Origin of the sequence: Prochlorococcus sp. MIT 1300 (genome assembly GCF_034092375.1) — a bacterium.
Classification (GTDB): Bacteria; Cyanobacteriota; Cyanobacteriia; order PCC-6307; family Cyanobiaceae; genus MIT-1300.
This window is the reverse complement of the sequence record NZ_CP139302.1, coordinates 365,393-381,101: the sequence shown is the minus strand read 5'-3', so window position 1 is coordinate 381,101 and position 15,709 is coordinate 365,393. Positions and strand designations below refer to the sequence as shown.

General features: G+C 38.4%; 16 protein-coding genes. 5 read left to right on the top strand and 11 right to left on the bottom strand.

Translation table 11 applies throughout. The annotated features are described in order from the left end of the window. The first annotated feature begins 16 nt into the window (after positions 1-16). Positions 17-925 carry a homoserine O-succinyltransferase gene (locus SOI83_RS01935; RefSeq protein WP_320676930.1) on the top strand — a complete coding sequence of 303 codons (909 nt, stop codon included), beginning with the start codon at positions 17-19 and terminating at the stop codon, positions 923-925. A 10-nt stretch (positions 926-935) separates the two neighbouring features. Here the strand turns inward: SOI83_RS01935 and SOI83_RS01930 are convergent, their stop codons facing one another. Beyond that, a complete protein-coding gene (locus SOI83_RS01930) occupies positions 936-2,624 on the bottom strand; it encodes an AAA family ATPase (RefSeq protein ID WP_320676928.1) in 1,689 nt (562 codons plus the stop codon). A gap of 28 nt (positions 2,625-2,652) precedes the next feature. On the opposite strand from SOI83_RS01930, the gene SOI83_RS01925 reads away from it, so the two are divergent. Next, positions 2,653-3,291 (top strand): alpha-ketoglutarate-dependent dioxygenase AlkB, encoded by a 639-nt coding sequence (locus SOI83_RS01925; protein WP_320677586.1) that lies wholly within the window; start codon positions 2,653-2,655, stop codon positions 3,289-3,291. Between the two features lie 83 nt (positions 3,292-3,374). Here SOI83_RS01925 and SOI83_RS01920 read toward each other — a convergent pair whose 3' ends face one another. The 7 genes from SOI83_RS01920 to SOI83_RS01890 form a co-directional block, all read right to left on the bottom strand. Next, a complete protein-coding gene (locus tag SOI83_RS01920) occupies positions 3,375-3,668 on the bottom strand; it encodes a type I antifreeze protein (protein ID WP_320676927.1) in 294 nt (97 codons plus the stop codon). A gap of 187 nt (positions 3,669-3,855) precedes the next feature. Next, a complete protein-coding gene (locus SOI83_RS01915; RefSeq protein ID WP_320676926.1) occupies positions 3,856-4,596 on the bottom strand; it encodes an amino acid ABC transporter ATP-binding protein in 741 nt (246 codons plus the stop codon). 12 nt (positions 4,597-4,608) lie between these two features. Continuing rightward, complete coding sequence (locus tag SOI83_RS01910) at positions 4,609-5,601, bottom strand: amino acid ABC transporter permease (protein WP_320676925.1); 993 nt, start codon at positions 5,599-5,601, stop codon at positions 4,609-4,611. A gap of 21 nt (positions 5,602-5,622) precedes the next feature. After that, a complete protein-coding gene (locus SOI83_RS01905) occupies positions 5,623-6,519 on the bottom strand; it encodes an ABC transporter permease subunit (protein ID WP_320676924.1) in 897 nt (298 codons plus the stop codon). After that, positions 6,520-7,575, bottom strand: a complete 1,056-nt coding sequence (locus SOI83_RS01900; RefSeq protein WP_320676923.1) for an amino acid ABC transporter substrate-binding protein — start codon at positions 7,573-7,575, stop codon at positions 6,520-6,522. A gap of 106 nt (positions 7,576-7,681) precedes the next feature. After that, the gene (locus SOI83_RS01895; protein ID WP_320676922.1) at positions 7,682-9,244 is read right to left on the bottom strand and encodes a SulP family inorganic anion transporter; all 1,563 of its coding nucleotides are present in this window, start codon (positions 9,242-9,244) and stop codon (positions 7,682-7,684) included. A 33-nt stretch (positions 9,245-9,277) separates the two neighbouring features. Next, positions 9,278-10,447: an FAD-binding oxidoreductase gene (locus SOI83_RS01890; RefSeq protein ID WP_414153425.1), complete on the bottom strand. Its 1,170-nt coding sequence runs from the start codon at positions 10,445-10,447 to the stop codon at positions 9,278-9,280. 187 nt (positions 10,448-10,634) lie between these two features. Between SOI83_RS01890 and SOI83_RS01885 the strand changes: the two genes are divergently transcribed. Both SOI83_RS01885 and SOI83_RS01880 read left to right on the top strand, forming a co-directional pair. Next, complete coding sequence (locus tag SOI83_RS01885) at positions 10,635-11,720, top strand: sirohydrochlorin chelatase (protein ID WP_320676921.1); 1,086 nt, start codon at positions 10,635-10,637, stop codon at positions 11,718-11,720. Between the two features lie 379 nt (positions 11,721-12,099). Continuing rightward, positions 12,100-12,384 (top strand): DUF2811 domain-containing protein, encoded by a 285-nt coding sequence (locus SOI83_RS01880; RefSeq protein WP_320676919.1) that lies wholly within the window; start codon positions 12,100-12,102, stop codon positions 12,382-12,384. On the opposite strand, the gene SOI83_RS01875 is transcribed toward SOI83_RS01880, so the two are convergent. After that, positions 12,368-14,020, bottom strand: coding sequence for a GMC family oxidoreductase (locus SOI83_RS01875; RefSeq protein ID WP_320676918.1), 1,653 nt, complete (start codon positions 14,018-14,020; stop codon positions 12,368-12,370). The genes SOI83_RS01880 and SOI83_RS01875 overlap by 17 nt on opposite strands. A 26-nt stretch (positions 14,021-14,046) precedes the next feature. Further along, on the bottom strand, positions 14,047-14,442 hold the full coding sequence (locus SOI83_RS01870; RefSeq protein WP_320676917.1) for a hypothetical protein: 396 nt from the start codon (positions 14,440-14,442) through the stop codon (positions 14,047-14,049). A 186-nt stretch (positions 14,443-14,628) separates the two neighbouring features. Here SOI83_RS01870 and SOI83_RS01865 point away from each other — a divergent pair, with 186 nt between their 5' ends. Then, a complete protein-coding gene (locus tag SOI83_RS01865) occupies positions 14,629-15,105 on the top strand; it encodes a pentapeptide repeat-containing protein (protein WP_320677584.1) in 477 nt (158 codons plus the stop codon). A gap of 26 nt (positions 15,106-15,131) precedes the next feature. On the opposite strand, the gene SOI83_RS01860 is transcribed toward SOI83_RS01865, so the two are convergent. After that, positions 15,132-15,464, bottom strand: coding sequence for a hypothetical protein (locus SOI83_RS01860; RefSeq protein ID WP_320676916.1), 333 nt, complete (start codon positions 15,462-15,464; stop codon positions 15,132-15,134). Positions 15,465-15,709 lie beyond the last annotated feature (245 nt).

Here is a 15,709-nt window from a genome sequence, read left to right as displayed (position 1 = left end):
ATCCTTAAACTTATATATGGCTCTAATTCTTCCACGTAGCTATCACAAAATTGCGGCCCTTGAGCGAAACAGGATCTCTTGGATCGAGCCTTCCCTTGCTGAAAGGCAGGATATAAGACCATTAAGGATAGGCATTCTTAATATAATGCCACTGGGTAAACAATATGAATTTAACCTTTTACATCCATTAGGGCTCTCTCCATTACAGATTGAGCCCATATGGATCCGTTTAAAAAGTCATAAATATAAGACATGGGACTTGAAGCATCTAGATGCTTTATATGTTGGGTGGGACGAAGCTATGTCACCCACTCCACTTGATGGATTAATAGTGACAGGAGCTCCTGTTGAACACCTTCCCTTTGAAGAGGTTAATTATTGGACTGAATTTGTAGAACTGATTGAAGAAGCAAAAATCCATTGTGCAAGTACTCTCGGCCTATGTTGGGCTGGCTTTGCCTTAGCCTATTTAGCAGGTGTTGATAAATATTCCTTTAAGCAAAAGCTTTTCGGAGTCTACCCAATGAGAAGTCTTGTTCCTGGACATGCATTAATGGGAACTCAGGACGATAAATTCTATTGCCCACAAAGTCGATATGCAGGTTTATCTGACTCTGCAATGGAAGCTGCTCAAAGAAAAGATAAACTTAGACTTTTGGCTTATGGAGAGAAGGTTGGATATACGATCTTTGAATCCTCTGATCAACGTCAATTAATGCATTTAGGACATCCCGAATATAATGCAGGTAGACTATTAGCTGAAATGGAACGCGATAAGGCTAGAGGAGATGTGCCACCACCAGAAAATTTTGATTCTGATAATCCACAAACTTCATGGCGTTCACATCGAAACCTTCTCTTTCAACAATGGTTATGGTTCTGTTATCAGAGAGTTAGCTTTTTAAATAATGAAAATGCAATATAAGGTACAAGCCTTATATCCGTTTGATTAATCTCTGCTTTTTCATCTCATCAATAATTTTATTTTTTAAATCATCGAGGTTGCAATCCTCTCCAACACTAATACTATATTTCATTTCTTCTTTGTTTAGTTCTTCGATATACGATTTCTGATTTAGCCGGATTTCGTAAGATGCATCGGAAGGGTCTTCTCCCATTTGTTGTCTTGATAGGATCCTTCTCTTTGCTTCACTGTCATTACAGTGACATTGTAATATTATGATGCTTGAATTTAGTTGCTTAGCTATTTCAATTAGATACGATCTTTCTCTTCTTCGTAGGAAGCACGCATCTAAAATTGTGGTTAAGCCGCTGCTCAATGACCTATAGGCGATTAAAGGAATCCATTTGTTAAATAGCCAGTCCGTATAATTTTTGTCGTAGAGCGATAGTCTTTTATTTATGAAAATATTTTTTTCTTTGATGGATATTTTAGGGTATTGACCTGTCAATCCAAGCTTAATCATCTTGTGTATCCTCTTCCTCTCCAAATCTGAGCGAATCCTTATAGAAGGAATGCTTTTGAGAAGAAAATTACTGATAAATGTTTTCCCACTTCCACTTAATCCATGCATTAATATCAATGTGGACTGGGATTCAGATTCCATTTTAACCGCATAATCTAAATACATTTTCACCTTAGATTCATACTCCTTTATACAGTTCTTATCAGATTTAGTTAAATGCTTACGGTCTTGTATTTGTTTACTTCTTATTGCATGAACCTTTGCTAACACGGTTGATCTGTATGCGCTATACCATCTAAAGAGATCCATACCTGAATAATCACCAATTTCTTCCAACCAACTATTTAAAAGTGTTGTCGCTAGTATCTGTTTTTGGTTTATAAACAAATCTACGAATAAAAACGATACTTCACTTAATGGGTCAATATATCTAAGGTCATCGTTAAACTCCAAAGCGTCAAATATACAAAGTTTAGAGTTTTGATTCAAATAGATATTTCTCAGATGAATGTCCCCATGACAGGCCCTTATAGCCTTTGATTGTTCTCTTTCTTTAAACCTATTACTAAGTCGGTCTATCTCTCGTTTCACCCAGATTCTATGATCTATCATGCGATTTTTACCTGCATATATTATATTTAAATCATTAAGGACATTAATATTATCTAATACAGCTTGTTGAGTATACGGAAACCGCCTTGTCTTATTGCTATTTAATTTAGCTAACTTGTGAATTCTAGCAAGATTCTTGCCAAGCCTGATAGTTTCTTTTGTTATATTAAATTTAGAATGTATAATTTTATCTAGACTTTTTATAGTGTCAAATTGGTTCATTTTCACGGCTAATTCAAGCGTTCCGGGTTTCACTAACTCGTCACCAGAAATGTCCTTGTCCTCAATTCTCGGATTCTGCATAGTCCCGATTATTCTATTTACACCTATGTACAAATCTGTATTAAATTTTTGGTTGATTCTATATTCTCTTTGGCATAGTAATCTTCTATTGTTTATGTTAGATGTGTCTAAGAATGATAACTTTAGCTGTTTTTTAATTTTATATGCATAATAACCAGTTAGGACAATCCAGGAGATGTGAGTTTCGATGAGCTCGAAATTTTTTGTTCTATGATCGTAGGCGTTTGGATCAAGTAGTTTCTTAACTAATAGTTCTTGATTATATACACTTGTAATATTCATTAAACTGTTTCGAATTTGACTTTATTTCATTCTACTTTACTTATATCTACGTATTTTTCTACCCATAAATTCTTTTGCAGATAAAATCAAGGTAAATGGGTCATCCGACATTTCACGACCTTGGTCACACATTAAACATTGGTTGTCACCAAGACTGGCTAAGTATTGGCAGTCAACAATTTCCGATAAACTATATTGGCAAGTGAACGAAGTATTTGTCTATGGAAAAACTTATAAAACCCCCCGCATGAGTGCTTTTCTAGGTAGTAATAATGTTACTTATAGATATAGTGGATTACAGCATGTAGGTTCAGGATGGCCAGTTTGGTTAATCCCATTACTAAATAAGGTTAATAAAGTTTCTGGAGAGGATTTTAATGGCTGCCTCCTAAACTTATATCGTGATGGTTTGGATAGCATGGGGTGGCACTCCGACAACGAACCGGAACTTGATCAGAAAGCATCAATAGCTTCAGTCTCTTTAGGTATAGGGAGGGATTTGTTGCTGAGGAGTAATGATACTAAGACCTCTGAGCGATTATTTCTTGGTAATGGAGACTTGGTTATCTTCCATCCTGACTGCCAAAAATATTGGAAGCATTCTCTCCCTAAACGAAGAAGAGTTAAGGAAGAAAGAATTAACCTTACATTTAGAAGGTATTTATAAGGAAACCTTTTAACGTATTTATAATCTATATCTTTAGGCCGGTATTCTTGTGGGATATGAATTAATGATATATAGAGAATTAATTAATCTGATGCAGATTCTGCTTCTGCCTTTGCTTTAGCTGCCGCTTCCGCATCAGCCTTAGCCTTCGCATCAGCCTTAGCTTTAGCCTTAGCGGCTGCATCAGCTTTGGCTTTTGCTTCGGCAGCAGCCTTGGCTTCGGCCTCAACCTTTGCTTTAGCTTCAGCAGCTTCTCTTGCAGCCTTCTCTGCCTCGTACCCTTTTGCAGTGGTGCCATCAAAGAACTTGAAAAGCCCGATGACAATTGGAACGTGAGCAAGTCCACCAGCGACGATTGTGAATTCGTTGTAAGCCATCTGCTAATAAGTTTATTGTTTTTCTAGTCTACAACGATTCTTCTAGTGGCTTAAATACTAGCAAGTTTTGTCTTGTTCTTTCTTACAAATTGATATGAAAGCAGTAATTATTGCTAATTTGAGCGCTCCAAAGCCTTTTACCTTAATGTGATTATCCTTTTTTTTGATTCATTCTTTACATAGAAGACTACATTACTTGGTTTAAGAATCGCCTGCTTCGTTCCTCGCTTGCGTTATTAAAGAAACTCTGTGGTGACGAGGTCTCCACAACTTTTCCTTCGTCCATAAAAACCACTCGATCGGCTACATCCTTTGCGAATCCAATCTCATGTGTAACTACAACCATCGTCATACCTTGCTTTGCGAGAACTCTCATTGCATCTAATACCTCCTTTACACGCTCGGGATCTAACGCGCTTGTAGGTTCATCAAAAAGCATTAGATCTGGTTCAAGAGCAAGGGCCCTTGCTATTGCTGCTCTTTGTTGTTGTCCTCCACTTAATTGACTTGGGTATTTTTCTGCCTGTTCAGTTATACCCATTAGTTCTAGTAATTTTATTGCGTTTGAATTTGCCTCAACATGAGTTTGCCCTTTAACCTTTATCGGGGCTAAAGTTATGTTTTGTTGAACAGTAAGGTGAGGAAACAAATTAAATTGCTGGAACACCATACCGACTCGTTTTCTTATCTCTCTAATATTTCTCTCTTCATTATTTGGCCCTATAGGGATACCGAGCACTTCTAGTCTTCCCCTGTCTATACCTTCAAGCCCATTAAAGGTTCTTATGAGAGTACTTTTTCCAGAACCTGAGGGACCCATTACTACAAGTACTTCTCCTTTATAAACGTCAAGTGAAACATTATCAAGAGCATGAAAGGTACCTCCAAAGCTTTTACTTAGATTTTCGGCCTTAATTGCAGTACTCATTTTTATACAGGATCAATGGGAGAATTGCTTTTCTAGATGTCTTGCCAGTAGGGATAACACTAGGCCAGCCATCCAATACACAATAGCTAAGAACACATATACCTCTAAGTAATTTCCTATATAATCAGGATTAGCCAAGAGGCTTCTACTGACCCCTAGAAGTTCTACAAGGCCTAATATTGCCATCAGGCTAGTGTTTTGTAAAAGTCCTATTGCTTGGTTAGTCAGTGCAGGTATGGCTATTATTAGGGCTTGAGGAAGTATTATCCAACTAAGAGTTTGTCGTTTTGTTAAACCTAGTGCGATTGAGGCCTCCTCTTGAGTTTTTGGAATAGCTTGTAATGCCCCCCTTATATCCTCAGCTATATAAGCGGATGCGAAGAATGCAAATGCAATAATAGCTCGTAAAACTCTATTTATATCTAAATCAATTGGCAGGAATAATGGTATCAATAGTTGCCCAAAGAATAAAACTGTTATTAATGGAAATGATCTCATAGTATCTATATATATTCTAGACAGATTATTTATGAAATATCCCTTACTCTGCCGCCCTAAAGCAAGACAAATTCCCAGCGGCAAAGAGATAGCACAGCTACATAATGTAAGTACCAGAGTTAGAGTAAGGCCTCCCCATGCTGAAGTTGCTACAGGGGTTAGAAAAATTCCGCCACTTATAATGAAGAGGCCTATAGGTAAGAACAATAACCAAGCAATTGTTAAGGCCTTTGATGTCTTTTCTGTCCTTTTTGAATTTAAGGTAAATAGAGTTAGTACTAGTATGGCTATAATCCATAAAAGCGGTCTATACCTCTCTGAAGCTGGATAGCTTCCAAAAGCAAATAAATCTATGTTTTCGTAGACTACTGACCAGTCAGCTCTATTTGAGATCCAACCTATTGTCCTATTAAATATATATATGCCCATTGATATAATACAAGTAGAGATAAGGATGTCTACCGGACTAGAAAGAAGATTCTTTTTGATTGACTTTAGAATATTCATGTAAAAAGTTATTCTTAGGGTTTACTTGGTGTTTATCTTAATGCAGAGATTGTTGACAAAATTCATGGCTCTTGTTATCAGTAAATTGATGATAAGGAAAGTACATAATAACATTGCGAATCCCTCAATGGCCCTACCTGTTTGAGTGATAGTTGTATCACTTACAGCATATATATCAGCATAGCCCACTGCAATTGCCAGTGTACTATTCTTGGCAAGATTTAGATATTGACTTGTTAGTCCTGGTATTATTGCTGGTAAGGCTTGAGGTATTATAATTTTTCGCAAGCCTATACTTTGGCTCAATCCAAGGCTTTTAAATGCCTCCCATTGTCCCTTGTCTACAGAGTTGAGACCGCCCCTTACAACCTCAGCAATATATGCACCTGTAAAAATGCTTAGACCAATTAGTATAGAAGAAAATTCTGCACTAACTGTTACTCCAAATAATGATAAACCTTGATTAGAGAGCTTTAATCCACCAGCTAGGATTTCAATAGGTGTTTCTGATAAACCTAATATTGCAACAAAGTACCAGAATAATAGCTGGATAAGTAGTGGTATTTGCCTGATTAGTAGCACATAAAGATTCGAAACATGCCTAAGCAGCAGGTTGCCGCTTAGTCTTGCTACGCCAGCAAATATACCTATAATTGTTGAAATACAGAGACCAGCAAATATGACTTTTAGACTATTGACTAGGCCGTTAATTAGGGCCCATAAATATGTGTCAGAGGCTTCGTATGGCAAGGATGATTCGGAAAGAGCAAAACCTGCTGTGGTTCCTAACCAGTTGAAGCTAATACCCATATCAGTAACTATTAAATTAACAATTAAATTATTTATTAATATACCTAAAAGGGAAAATAAGAATATCCCAAAAACAAATTGAATAAGAATGGAATTTGAAAGCTTCATTTATTTTAATGGCGGAGCAAATAACAAGCCACCATTCGTATAGAGGTTGTTTCTTGACCTAGGTATACTTACATTACTCATTGGCCCAAGATTCCTATCATAAATCTCTCCATAATTACCTGTGCTGCTGATGATTTTAACTACAAAGTTATCAGATAGTCCTAGCTTCGATCCAAGCTTTCCGTCAATGCCCAGTAGTCTTCTGAGTGAGCTTAGACTTTTATCTGACTCTGCCTGAATTAGCTTATCTTGAATATTATTTTTGTTAATACCATATTCCTCTGCAGCCAATAGTGCATAAATGACCCATCTGATTGCATCACTTAACTTTTCATCGCCTCCTAAAGATGCAGGTGCTAATGGCTCTTTACTAATCATGTCGGATAAAATTATATGCTTACCTCTTTCTTTTGATGGGAAGCCTGCTTTTGCGGCTGCTAATTGTGATCGATCGGATGTCATTGCTTTACAACGTTTCTGTAGGTACCCTTGAGTGACCTGGCTTGCATCCTGATATTTAATTGGTTTATATTTTATTCCCTTTTCTTGGAAAGTGTCATTAAGATTTTGCTCAGTCGTCGTACCTGAACCTACACAAATGAAACTATTCCTTAGCTGGCCTATTGTTCTTATTCCTGAGGATTTTCTTACCATTAGGCCCTGGCCATCGTGAAAAACAATAGGTGCAAATGTAACTCCATTACCACCTTTTGAATCTCTACTAAGGTTTATAGTTGTATTCCTAGAGAGTAAGTCGACTTCACCTGTTCTTAGTGCAGTGAATCTTTCTGGTGCTGTTAACGGACGAAAATTAACTAGGGCACTATTTCCTAGAAATGCTGCTGCCATAGCCTTACATATATCAACATCAAAGCCTTTGTATGATCCGTCTTTATGTAAATAACTAAATCCGCTTATTTTGCCGCTAATTCCACAATTTAATTCGCCACGCCTTTGAATAATATCTAGGCGTGATGTTCTACCAGCTTCTAAAGTCGCACAACCCGTACCTGTGAAAAGAAGGCCTACAAGCAAAGAGAATAGTTTTATATTCATTAGTTGTTAAAGACTTATATTATTTTACTACTTTTAGGAATTATGTATTATGGGTTAAATTAAATTTAATAATATTGGAAGTTTTTATACAGCTCTAAGGTTGATCTTAGGCATGAATGGGTTCCTGGCCTCCTAGCCGCTCGAATAGATCCAGGCTTTCTTTGTTGAGCCCTTCGACTTTAACGTCTGAGCCCGCTTTACTTAATTTTCTTATTACCTGATCTAGTGCTGCAACTCCGCTTTGGTCCCAGACATGCGCTTGACTCATGTCAATTGTTATTTTTTGTCCTGGGTCTCCAAATTCAAATCCTTGTAAGAAATATATTTTACTTACAAAAAATAATTGACCTATTACTTCATAGGTTATTTCATTTTGATTGATCTCATGTTTCTGTACTTTTATTACCTTTGCTACTTTTCTGCTGAAAAGTATTCCAGCTAGAGCAACTCCAGCAAGTACTCCTAATGCAAGGTTGTGCGGTGTCGTAAGCATCGTTACGGCAAAGGTCATAAGCATTACGGCTGTGTCACTTCTTGGAATTTTTCTAATATTCCTTAAACCAACTAAATCAGCTGTACTTATTGAAATTGCAATCATTACAGCTACTAAAGCAGCCATTGGAATTTTATATAGCCAGGCTTTTCCAATGAGGATCATTAGTAATAAGCTTAAGCCAGAAAATAAAGTAGAGAGTTTTGTTCTTGCACCATTCTCTATATTCATAACTGATTGACCCACTAATGCACAGCCAGCCATACCTCCAAAGAATGAGGATACTAAATTAGCTATGCCCTGACCCTTGGCTTCTGTGTTCTTATCTGAACTCGTTAATGTAATGTCATCAAGTATATCTTGAGTCAGAAAAGTTTCCATTAATCCCACCAGCGATATTGCCAACGCTGTAGGAAGAATGATGCCCAATGTCTCCATATTGAATGGTACTTTGCCCTGCTCAATGGAACCAAAAGGTAACGACAGGCTTGGAAGCCCCTCAGGAAGTTCGCCCAGGCTTTGTACTGTTGGAATGTTGATATCAAAGGAAACTGTGATAATCGTAAGTATTGCAATGGCTACTAATTGTGATGGAAGAACTCTTGTTAGCTTTGGTAAGCCGTAGATAATTAAAAGGCCCAAACCCACAAGCAACCAGACAATTGGAATTTGGCTGAATGGCAAAATTGACCCACCAGATCCCTCCCCGTGAAGTAAGTCAATTCCAAGTTGAGGTAGTTGCGCCTGAAATATAAGAAGTGCGAGAGCATTTACAAAACCACTAAGTACAGCTTGGGGCACAAATCTCATTTGGTAAGCCAACCTGAGATATCCCCATAGGATTTGAAATACTCCTGTTAAAAGTCCAGCAGCTATTAAATAAGAAAGTCCAACTCCAGGCCCTTGAGCATCACCAGTTACAACTACCCCTGTCATAAGTAGGGCTGTTGAACCAGTAGCGGATGTGATCATCGCATTTCTTCCACCCACAAAAGCGATAGTGATTGAAAGGCAAAACGCTCCAAACAGTCCGACTTTTGGATCTACACCAGCTATTCCAGAGAAGGCAATCGCTTCAGGAATCATTGCGAATGCAACTACCAGACCTGAGAGGATGTCTTTTCTAGGACTTCCAAACCAATCTTGTTTTAGTGATGTTTTCGATCGTTTTGTCATAAAAGCTTTGCTCTCTTCTTTGTTGACCGTATCTCACAGGGGGGCCATTAGGTTGTTTGGGTCGCATTTGTCTTTTAGTTGCTTAAGCCCAGGTAACCAATCTCCAAAGGCACAATCAATTTCTCTTTGGTGCCAAGGGAGATGCGAATGAAGCTGTGCCATATGAATCCATGGGCAAAAAGGCTCTAGAGCTTCCCATGTCTCAAGTACCCATCTGAGACTTGATTTTTTTCCACTAGCGTCTCCGGCATTCCAGCTTCCAGTTATCCATGGCTTCCAGATTGCTTCTCGATGAATGAATGATGTTAAATTATCGCAATTTATCTTTGTGTTTCCACCTAACTGTTGGGATGCAATAGAGCATTCTGGGTGGGGTCTCTTTTCTAAAAGCATTTTAATTTTTTGAGTCAAATCTTCTGAATTAGTTCCCCATCCAGGAGAAAGTAAACTTATTACCTCTGAGTGAACCTTCACTTTCCTTTGTGTTGGTTGCTCCTCCTGAAGTAGGCTATAGAAACTATTTAATCCTGTATAGAAAAAGGCTTGTGCATCATAATTACTAAGCAAATTCTTTCGTATTTCAATTGTTTGTTGGTTCCTACTCTTTGACTGTAATAAAATTACTATATATGCTGTGATTCTATCTTTCCAGAACCATTGCAAGCTAATAGTGTTAGGCCATTTCTCTGCTTCCCTTATTAGATTGGATAGTTGTTTCGTGCTAGGTCTTATTTTAATAACTTGTATTGATGGAATAGATGTCGTTTCTAGTTTTAGAGATGTAATAACTCCCAGGAAAGGAGCAGCTCCACAAAGTCCTTTCCACATGATCTTTTTATTTTTATCTGTATTTGAAGTGGGTTTTGTTAAGCAAAATCTTTTTCCGTTACCCCAGAAACCTTCCAATTTAAGTATTTGATCTATTGCTAACCCTTGGGATCTACTTAGAGGGCTTACACCTCCTGTAATGATATAACCAATTCCAGGTAAACCTGATAAACCTGCAGGAAATGCCCTTCCCTTCTTCGCTAGCTCTATTAAAACACTAATCATGTTATGACTAGAGCCCATTTTTAAATTATTTGTACCCTCTTCTAAGAGAAATTCATTGAAGCCATGACGCATGTCTATTGTCAAACAACCATTAGCAGCACATCTACTTGTAGTGCCTCCACTACATACAAGAAACGGTTCGAGCGACAAATTCGCTTTGCAGAGAAATTCTTGAAGGTTGTCTGGATTTGCTTCAAGAATCCCTGTAACTCGAGCATCGTTTGCTAAAGAGTTTGGTACTTTTAGAGAATGCTGAATAATGGGCCTTTAATTCTCACTCTTTAGCGTACCTAAGGTGGATGGTCTTACACCTTACTTCGACTTGATGGAAAACTAAGTGGTTAACCCGTTGAATCCTGAGCTTTTTGGTAAGAACGCTTTAGATCTGGGCATTCTGGTCTGTGGGCATGGGAGCAGAAATCGTTTGGCTGTAGAGGAATTTGCCCAACTAGTAGATGGTATTCGCAAGGTATTGCCAGGTATACCCGTTGAGTATGGTTACTTAGAGTTTGCTAGACCAACCCTGAAGGAAGGCTTAGATCGTCTTAAGTCCCTTTCAGTTAATAGAGTCCTTGCTATACCCGCAATGCTTTTCGCTGCAGGTCATGCAAAGAATGACATTCCCTCCACTCTTAATAGATATTCAGCCGAAAATGGTCTAACTATTGAATACGGGCGTGAGCTTGGTATATGTAATCACATGATAGGTGCCGCTGGTTTTCGAATCGAGCAGGCCTTATCACCATTAAATTCAATGCCCCTATCAGAAACACTATTAGTAGTAGTTGGTCGTGGTTCTTCAGATCCAGATGCGAATTCAAATGTATCTAAGATAACTAGAATGCTTGTAGAGGGATTTGGCTTTGGCTGGGGTGAAACAGTTTTCTCTGGGGTAACTTTCCCTTTGGTTGAACCTGGCTTACGACACCTTGTTAAACTTGGCTTTAAGAGGATTATTGTCTTTCCATATTTTTTGTTTTCTGGTGTACTAGTTAGCCGGATCCGTGAACATACAAAGAAAGTCTCTGCTGAATTTCCAATGGTTGAATTTGTTTCAGCTTCCTATCTAGGTAATCAACCTTTGGTCGTTAAAACATTTGTGGAAAGAATTATTGACACCTTGGAAGGAAATACCGCTATGAACTGTGCATTATGCAAATACAGATCACAAGTTCTTGGCTTTGAAAATGAAGTTGGACTTGTTCAGAGAAGTCATCATAGTCATGTTGAAGGCTTGGATAAAACCTGCGATCTTTGCGAAAGCGAGTGCACTGGAGCATGTGATTCCTTTTATACCCATGACCATGATCATGGTCACACTCACACCCATGATCATGACCATATTGTTTACCCGCATGCGAACCACCCTTTAGGTCCAGTTAGCAAGCACCAATCTTTAGAGGCGAAAAATAAAGAAAATTAGTTGAAACGCCCAGGCTCATAAGTCTCTTCTAGGTAGAGACTTATGAGACTCCCTAGGTATTAGCAGGACTTATGTGAGTTCAGGTTTCTATTTTCCCCGGCTTTTTCCACAGGATTAATGCCTTTTTCCACTGTGAATATGAAAGGGGGTTTGAATTTCCTTGTTTTTTGTGGTTTTAGGTTTTGGTGGCGAATGATGCTTGACAGGACTGGTGAGTTGGTTTTTGTAGAGGGTAAATTTCCAGAGCGGACTATAAAAGGCTTGCTACGACATGAGTCTTGAGTGATCTCGTGATCAGCTCATTATTGAAAGTGTCCTTTGACGTCTCAGAAAGTTTGTGGCTTCCTGGACTGCAGAAACAAAATGCTTGGAGCACTGAATGGACCGAAATCAATTAGAGCGTTGCGTCAAAGAGAACGTTGCTACACGATTGCAGGACGACTCTTCTTGCCTTTCTAGTTCTTCTAGTTACGTCAGTTTGGAAACTGAGATCCCAGAGGCCCTATATCGAGGCATGAGGCAATTTATTGCTACAAACCCAAATTGGGATCAATACAGAGTTATGAGTTCCGCTTTGGCTAATTTCCTTTTCCAGAATGGTTGCGAAGATAGGGTGGTCAGAGAGTGTTATTTAAATGAACTCTTCACTAGGACTGAGGTTTAATAGCTTCTAGGCATGCTCGTCTAGTGATTGCCATCATTGTCAGGGTTGGGCTTTGCCAGGCTGAAGTTGGCCAACAAGCTCCGTCCACAACAAGCACATTTGGACATCTCCATAATCTATTGAATGAATCAACGACACTAGTCTTCTCGTTTACACCCATAGGAGCGCCTCCTACTTCGTGTATGTAATACCCAGGTGGCGGCGAGCTTGTTTGCAATGCAATTGCGCTATCAACAAAGGGCTCTATAAAAGGCATCTTTACTAGTTCTTTAAGAGGGCTAATTGTTCCACCAGAAGCTTCAACTGAGTCTTCGATTGTTTTGTTCATATGAGTGACCATTTTCTTTTCATTCTCACCCCAAGAACATTCGATATGTGGGGCTTTAATACCCCATCTATCGGTTTTGTGAGAGAGAGTTACTTTGTTATCACTTCTTGGAAGAACCTCCCCATGACCTATTAAGAAACCGATTGAGGAATCTCCTCTCCGCTTTAAACAACCTGGAGGTTCAAACCTCTCTATTCCACCCCACAATCCATATCCTCTAAGAAAATTTTTTCTTAAGCTATGTTCACTATTAGAGCAATTAGGCATAAAAAAGCTACCAGCTCCTGAAAGGATATGCTTCTCTTTATTTTGTGTATCTTTGTCTTTTAAACTTCTGTTGGGTAGAGAGAAAAATCGACAAGTAGAGACATGATCCATTAAGCATTGTCCTAGCTTGCCAGATGGGTCTATAAAGCCATTAGATAAATTTTGTTCTTTGGACTCTAATAGGATCCTTAGTGTTTGAATTGTTGATGCACAAAGCACAACTAGATTGGCATCGAGTTTTTCTCTTTTGCCATTAGTTTGATCAACAAGTATTAGTCCACTGGCTCTTGTACAATCTTTATTAAATATTAAATGATCTACCATTTTATTGGGTAATATTTCTACTTTGCCTGTTGCTAAAGCATTTTTTAAACTACTACCTAAACTGCTTGAATTTGGCCATACATTTTTGTCGGCGGAATCGTGATGTGCAAACCCTCTGGAATGAATGCATTGGTAATTTAGTTGGCTTTGAACCTTTTCAAAAAAGATCTTTTCACTTTCTGTTAAGGGTAATGGATTAAGGAACTCGCCGTCTGGTAAGTAATCTAATCCATCCTTATTTCCATGAACCAGTAGGGACTTTTCAATAAATGAATAATGTGGTGATAGATCATTGTAGGAAATAGGCCATTCGGAACCATACCCATCCTGAATTGGTGCTTTTAGATCATGATCAGAAATTCGCAATGTAATACCTCCCCATGTCAAGCTTCTTCCTCCTACTTGTCGACCTTGAGTCCACATAAAAGGTTTATTAAGTGGATAGGTGTATGGATTAAATTTTTCATTTGTATATAAAAGAGGGTTTGATTTCCAGTAGCCAGGGTGTTGCGCTTGTACTTTTTGTTCACCACTTGCTAGTCCAATTAGTCTCCTAAAGGTATTTGTGGGCTCAGACCCTAAAGCTTTTTCCACCTTTAATTGAGGCCCTGCTTCGATGACTAGGGTCCTTATTCCAGATTGCGCCAATGTCATAGCGGCAATACCTCCAGTAGCTCCTGAGCCGACTACAACTGCTTCAAAGGGATGATTGTTCACAACCTTGCCTATATATACATTTGTCTTCAGCTTCGTCCCAACCAGGATGGAGCACCTCTAAACCAATCGCCTAAATCATCTTTGCCAGGCAGATAGGAATCGTCTTGGTCAATAGCGCCCAGACTTAAATCATCCAACAATTGGTCAATACCAGAATTGTTCTGTGGATATTGTTGTTTCCTTCTGGCCTTATGTAGCCATGAAGCAACAGTTTGGTCCTTATCCGCCAGTCTCTGCAGATAAAGGCGCTCTTCAATTGAAATCACTTGGTCATTTGAAATTCGATTCAGGATTTCCTGTATGCGCTTTTTTGTTGAATTGGTCAACATGCCTTTAACCTTATTACTTTTGTAATAGCTACTAATTTCATCTCTGCTATCAGGTTGCCACAAAGCGTTGCACCAGCAAGAAAGCCATTTCAAGCGCTATCAATTTGATTTAAACCAAAAAGCTTGGCTGTCCATTAATCCATATTGGTATAAATGTCTTACTTTGCGCCATATTTAAAGAGTCAATCATTTATGCTTTGATTGTTGCTTGGTTTTTAGAGGAACGAACTAAAGCCTATGGAAAAACTTAAAGCAGGGCAAACTCCAATCTCTAAAATAATGAACTATCTAAACAGGCATGTCTTTCCCCTACTGATTTGTTACTTATTCCTCGTGCCACTCCCTGCTTTTTCAGCGATGGATTATGCAAAACAAGTACTTATTGAAACAGATTTTTCTAATAGAGACTTAAAGGGTGTCACCTTTAACTTAACAAACCTAAGAAGATCTTCTCTCGCCGGCAGTGACCTCCAAGGTGCAAGCTTGTTCGGAGCGAAACTTCAGGAGGCAGACTTAAGCAATACGAATCTCCGTGACGCTACTTTAGACTCAGCTGTCTTGGAGGGTACAAACTTGACTAACGCTATTTTGGAAGATGCATTTGCATTTAACACACATTTTAAGGATGTAATAATTACAGGAGCAGATTTTACGAATGTTCAGATAAGGTCAGATGAATTGAGGCAACTGTGCGATGCGGCAGAGGGCATCAACCCAATTACCGGAAGAGAAACAAGAGCAACTTTGGAGTGTTAATTGTTGATTTGAAATAGATGATTAAATTACTCTTCTATGTCTGATAATGCTTCTTCCAATCTTAATCTAAAATCCTCTACTCCTTCGCTTCCTTCAAGTCCAATTGGATATCCGCATTTGTTTACAACATTCTTAGCTACTAGTTCTAATAGTATATTTTGGTCAACTTTATCGATTGAGTCCTTCCCAGAAATAGCTATGTCTAACCATAAAGATGGATTATATGTAGCGCTTTTATTTTCTGCTATTGTCATTTTTAGTGCACCATCTTGAGATACCCCAATTCCTATAGCATTGCAAAACTTATTTGAATAACCGTTTGCAACTTTTTCTACCAGTTTGTTGGGTTCTGTTTTCATAAATATCGTCGTTGCAGAGACCTTGCTTGTAAAATTCGAATAAAAAAGAATACTTAGAGTGGTAAATGATGTGATGGCGAACATTATTGACTTATAGAGAAAACGAAATCTTCTTTGGTTTGCTGAATTTTCAATCATTTGCTAGATCAACATGACAACAATCATAAGAAGATATCATTAATTTTATAACTTGTCTAATTAGCGTCTTTTAGAGACAGAACTTAATTGTTAGTGAAGGACCACCA

What these genes read in the sequence shown, in the direction of transcription:
- SOI83_RS01935 (WP_320676930.1), top strand. Translation starts at nt 17, where the DNA reads ATGGCTCTAATTCTTCCACGTAGCTATCACAAAATTGCGGCCCTTGAG.
- SOI83_RS01930 (WP_320676928.1), bottom strand. Translation starts at nt 2,624, where the DNA reads ATGAATATTACAAGTGTATATAATCAAGAACTATTAGTTAAGAAACTA.
- SOI83_RS01920 (WP_320676927.1), bottom strand. Translation starts at nt 3,668, where the DNA reads ATGGCTTACAACGAATTCACAATCGTCGCTGGTGGACTTGCTCACGTT.
- SOI83_RS01915 (WP_320676926.1), bottom strand. Translation starts at nt 4,596, where the DNA reads ATGAGTACTGCAATTAAGGCCGAAAATCTAAGTAAAAGCTTTGGAGGT.
- SOI83_RS01910 (WP_320676925.1), bottom strand. Translation starts at nt 5,601, where the DNA reads ATGAATATTCTAAAGTCAATCAAAAAGAATCTTCTTTCTAGTCCGGTA.
- SOI83_RS01905 (WP_320676924.1), bottom strand. Translation starts at nt 6,519, where the DNA reads ATGAAGCTTTCAAATTCCATTCTTATTCAATTTGTTTTTGGGATATTC.
- SOI83_RS01900 (WP_320676923.1), bottom strand. Translation starts at nt 7,575, where the DNA reads ATGAATATAAAACTATTCTCTTTGCTTGTAGGCCTTCTTTTCACAGGT.
- SOI83_RS01895 (WP_320676922.1), bottom strand. Translation starts at nt 9,244, where the DNA reads ATGACAAAACGATCGAAAACATCACTAAAACAAGATTGGTTTGGAAGT.
- SOI83_RS01880 (WP_320676919.1), top strand. Translation starts at nt 12,100, where the DNA reads ATGGACCGAAATCAATTAGAGCGTTGCGTCAAAGAGAACGTTGCTACA.
- SOI83_RS01865 (WP_320677584.1), top strand. Translation starts at nt 14,629, where the DNA reads ATGAACTATCTAAACAGGCATGTCTTTCCCCTACTGATTTGTTACTTA.
- SOI83_RS01860 (WP_320676916.1), bottom strand. Translation starts at nt 15,464, where the DNA reads ATGAAAACAGAACCCAACAAACTGGTAGAAAAAGTTGCAAACGGTTAT.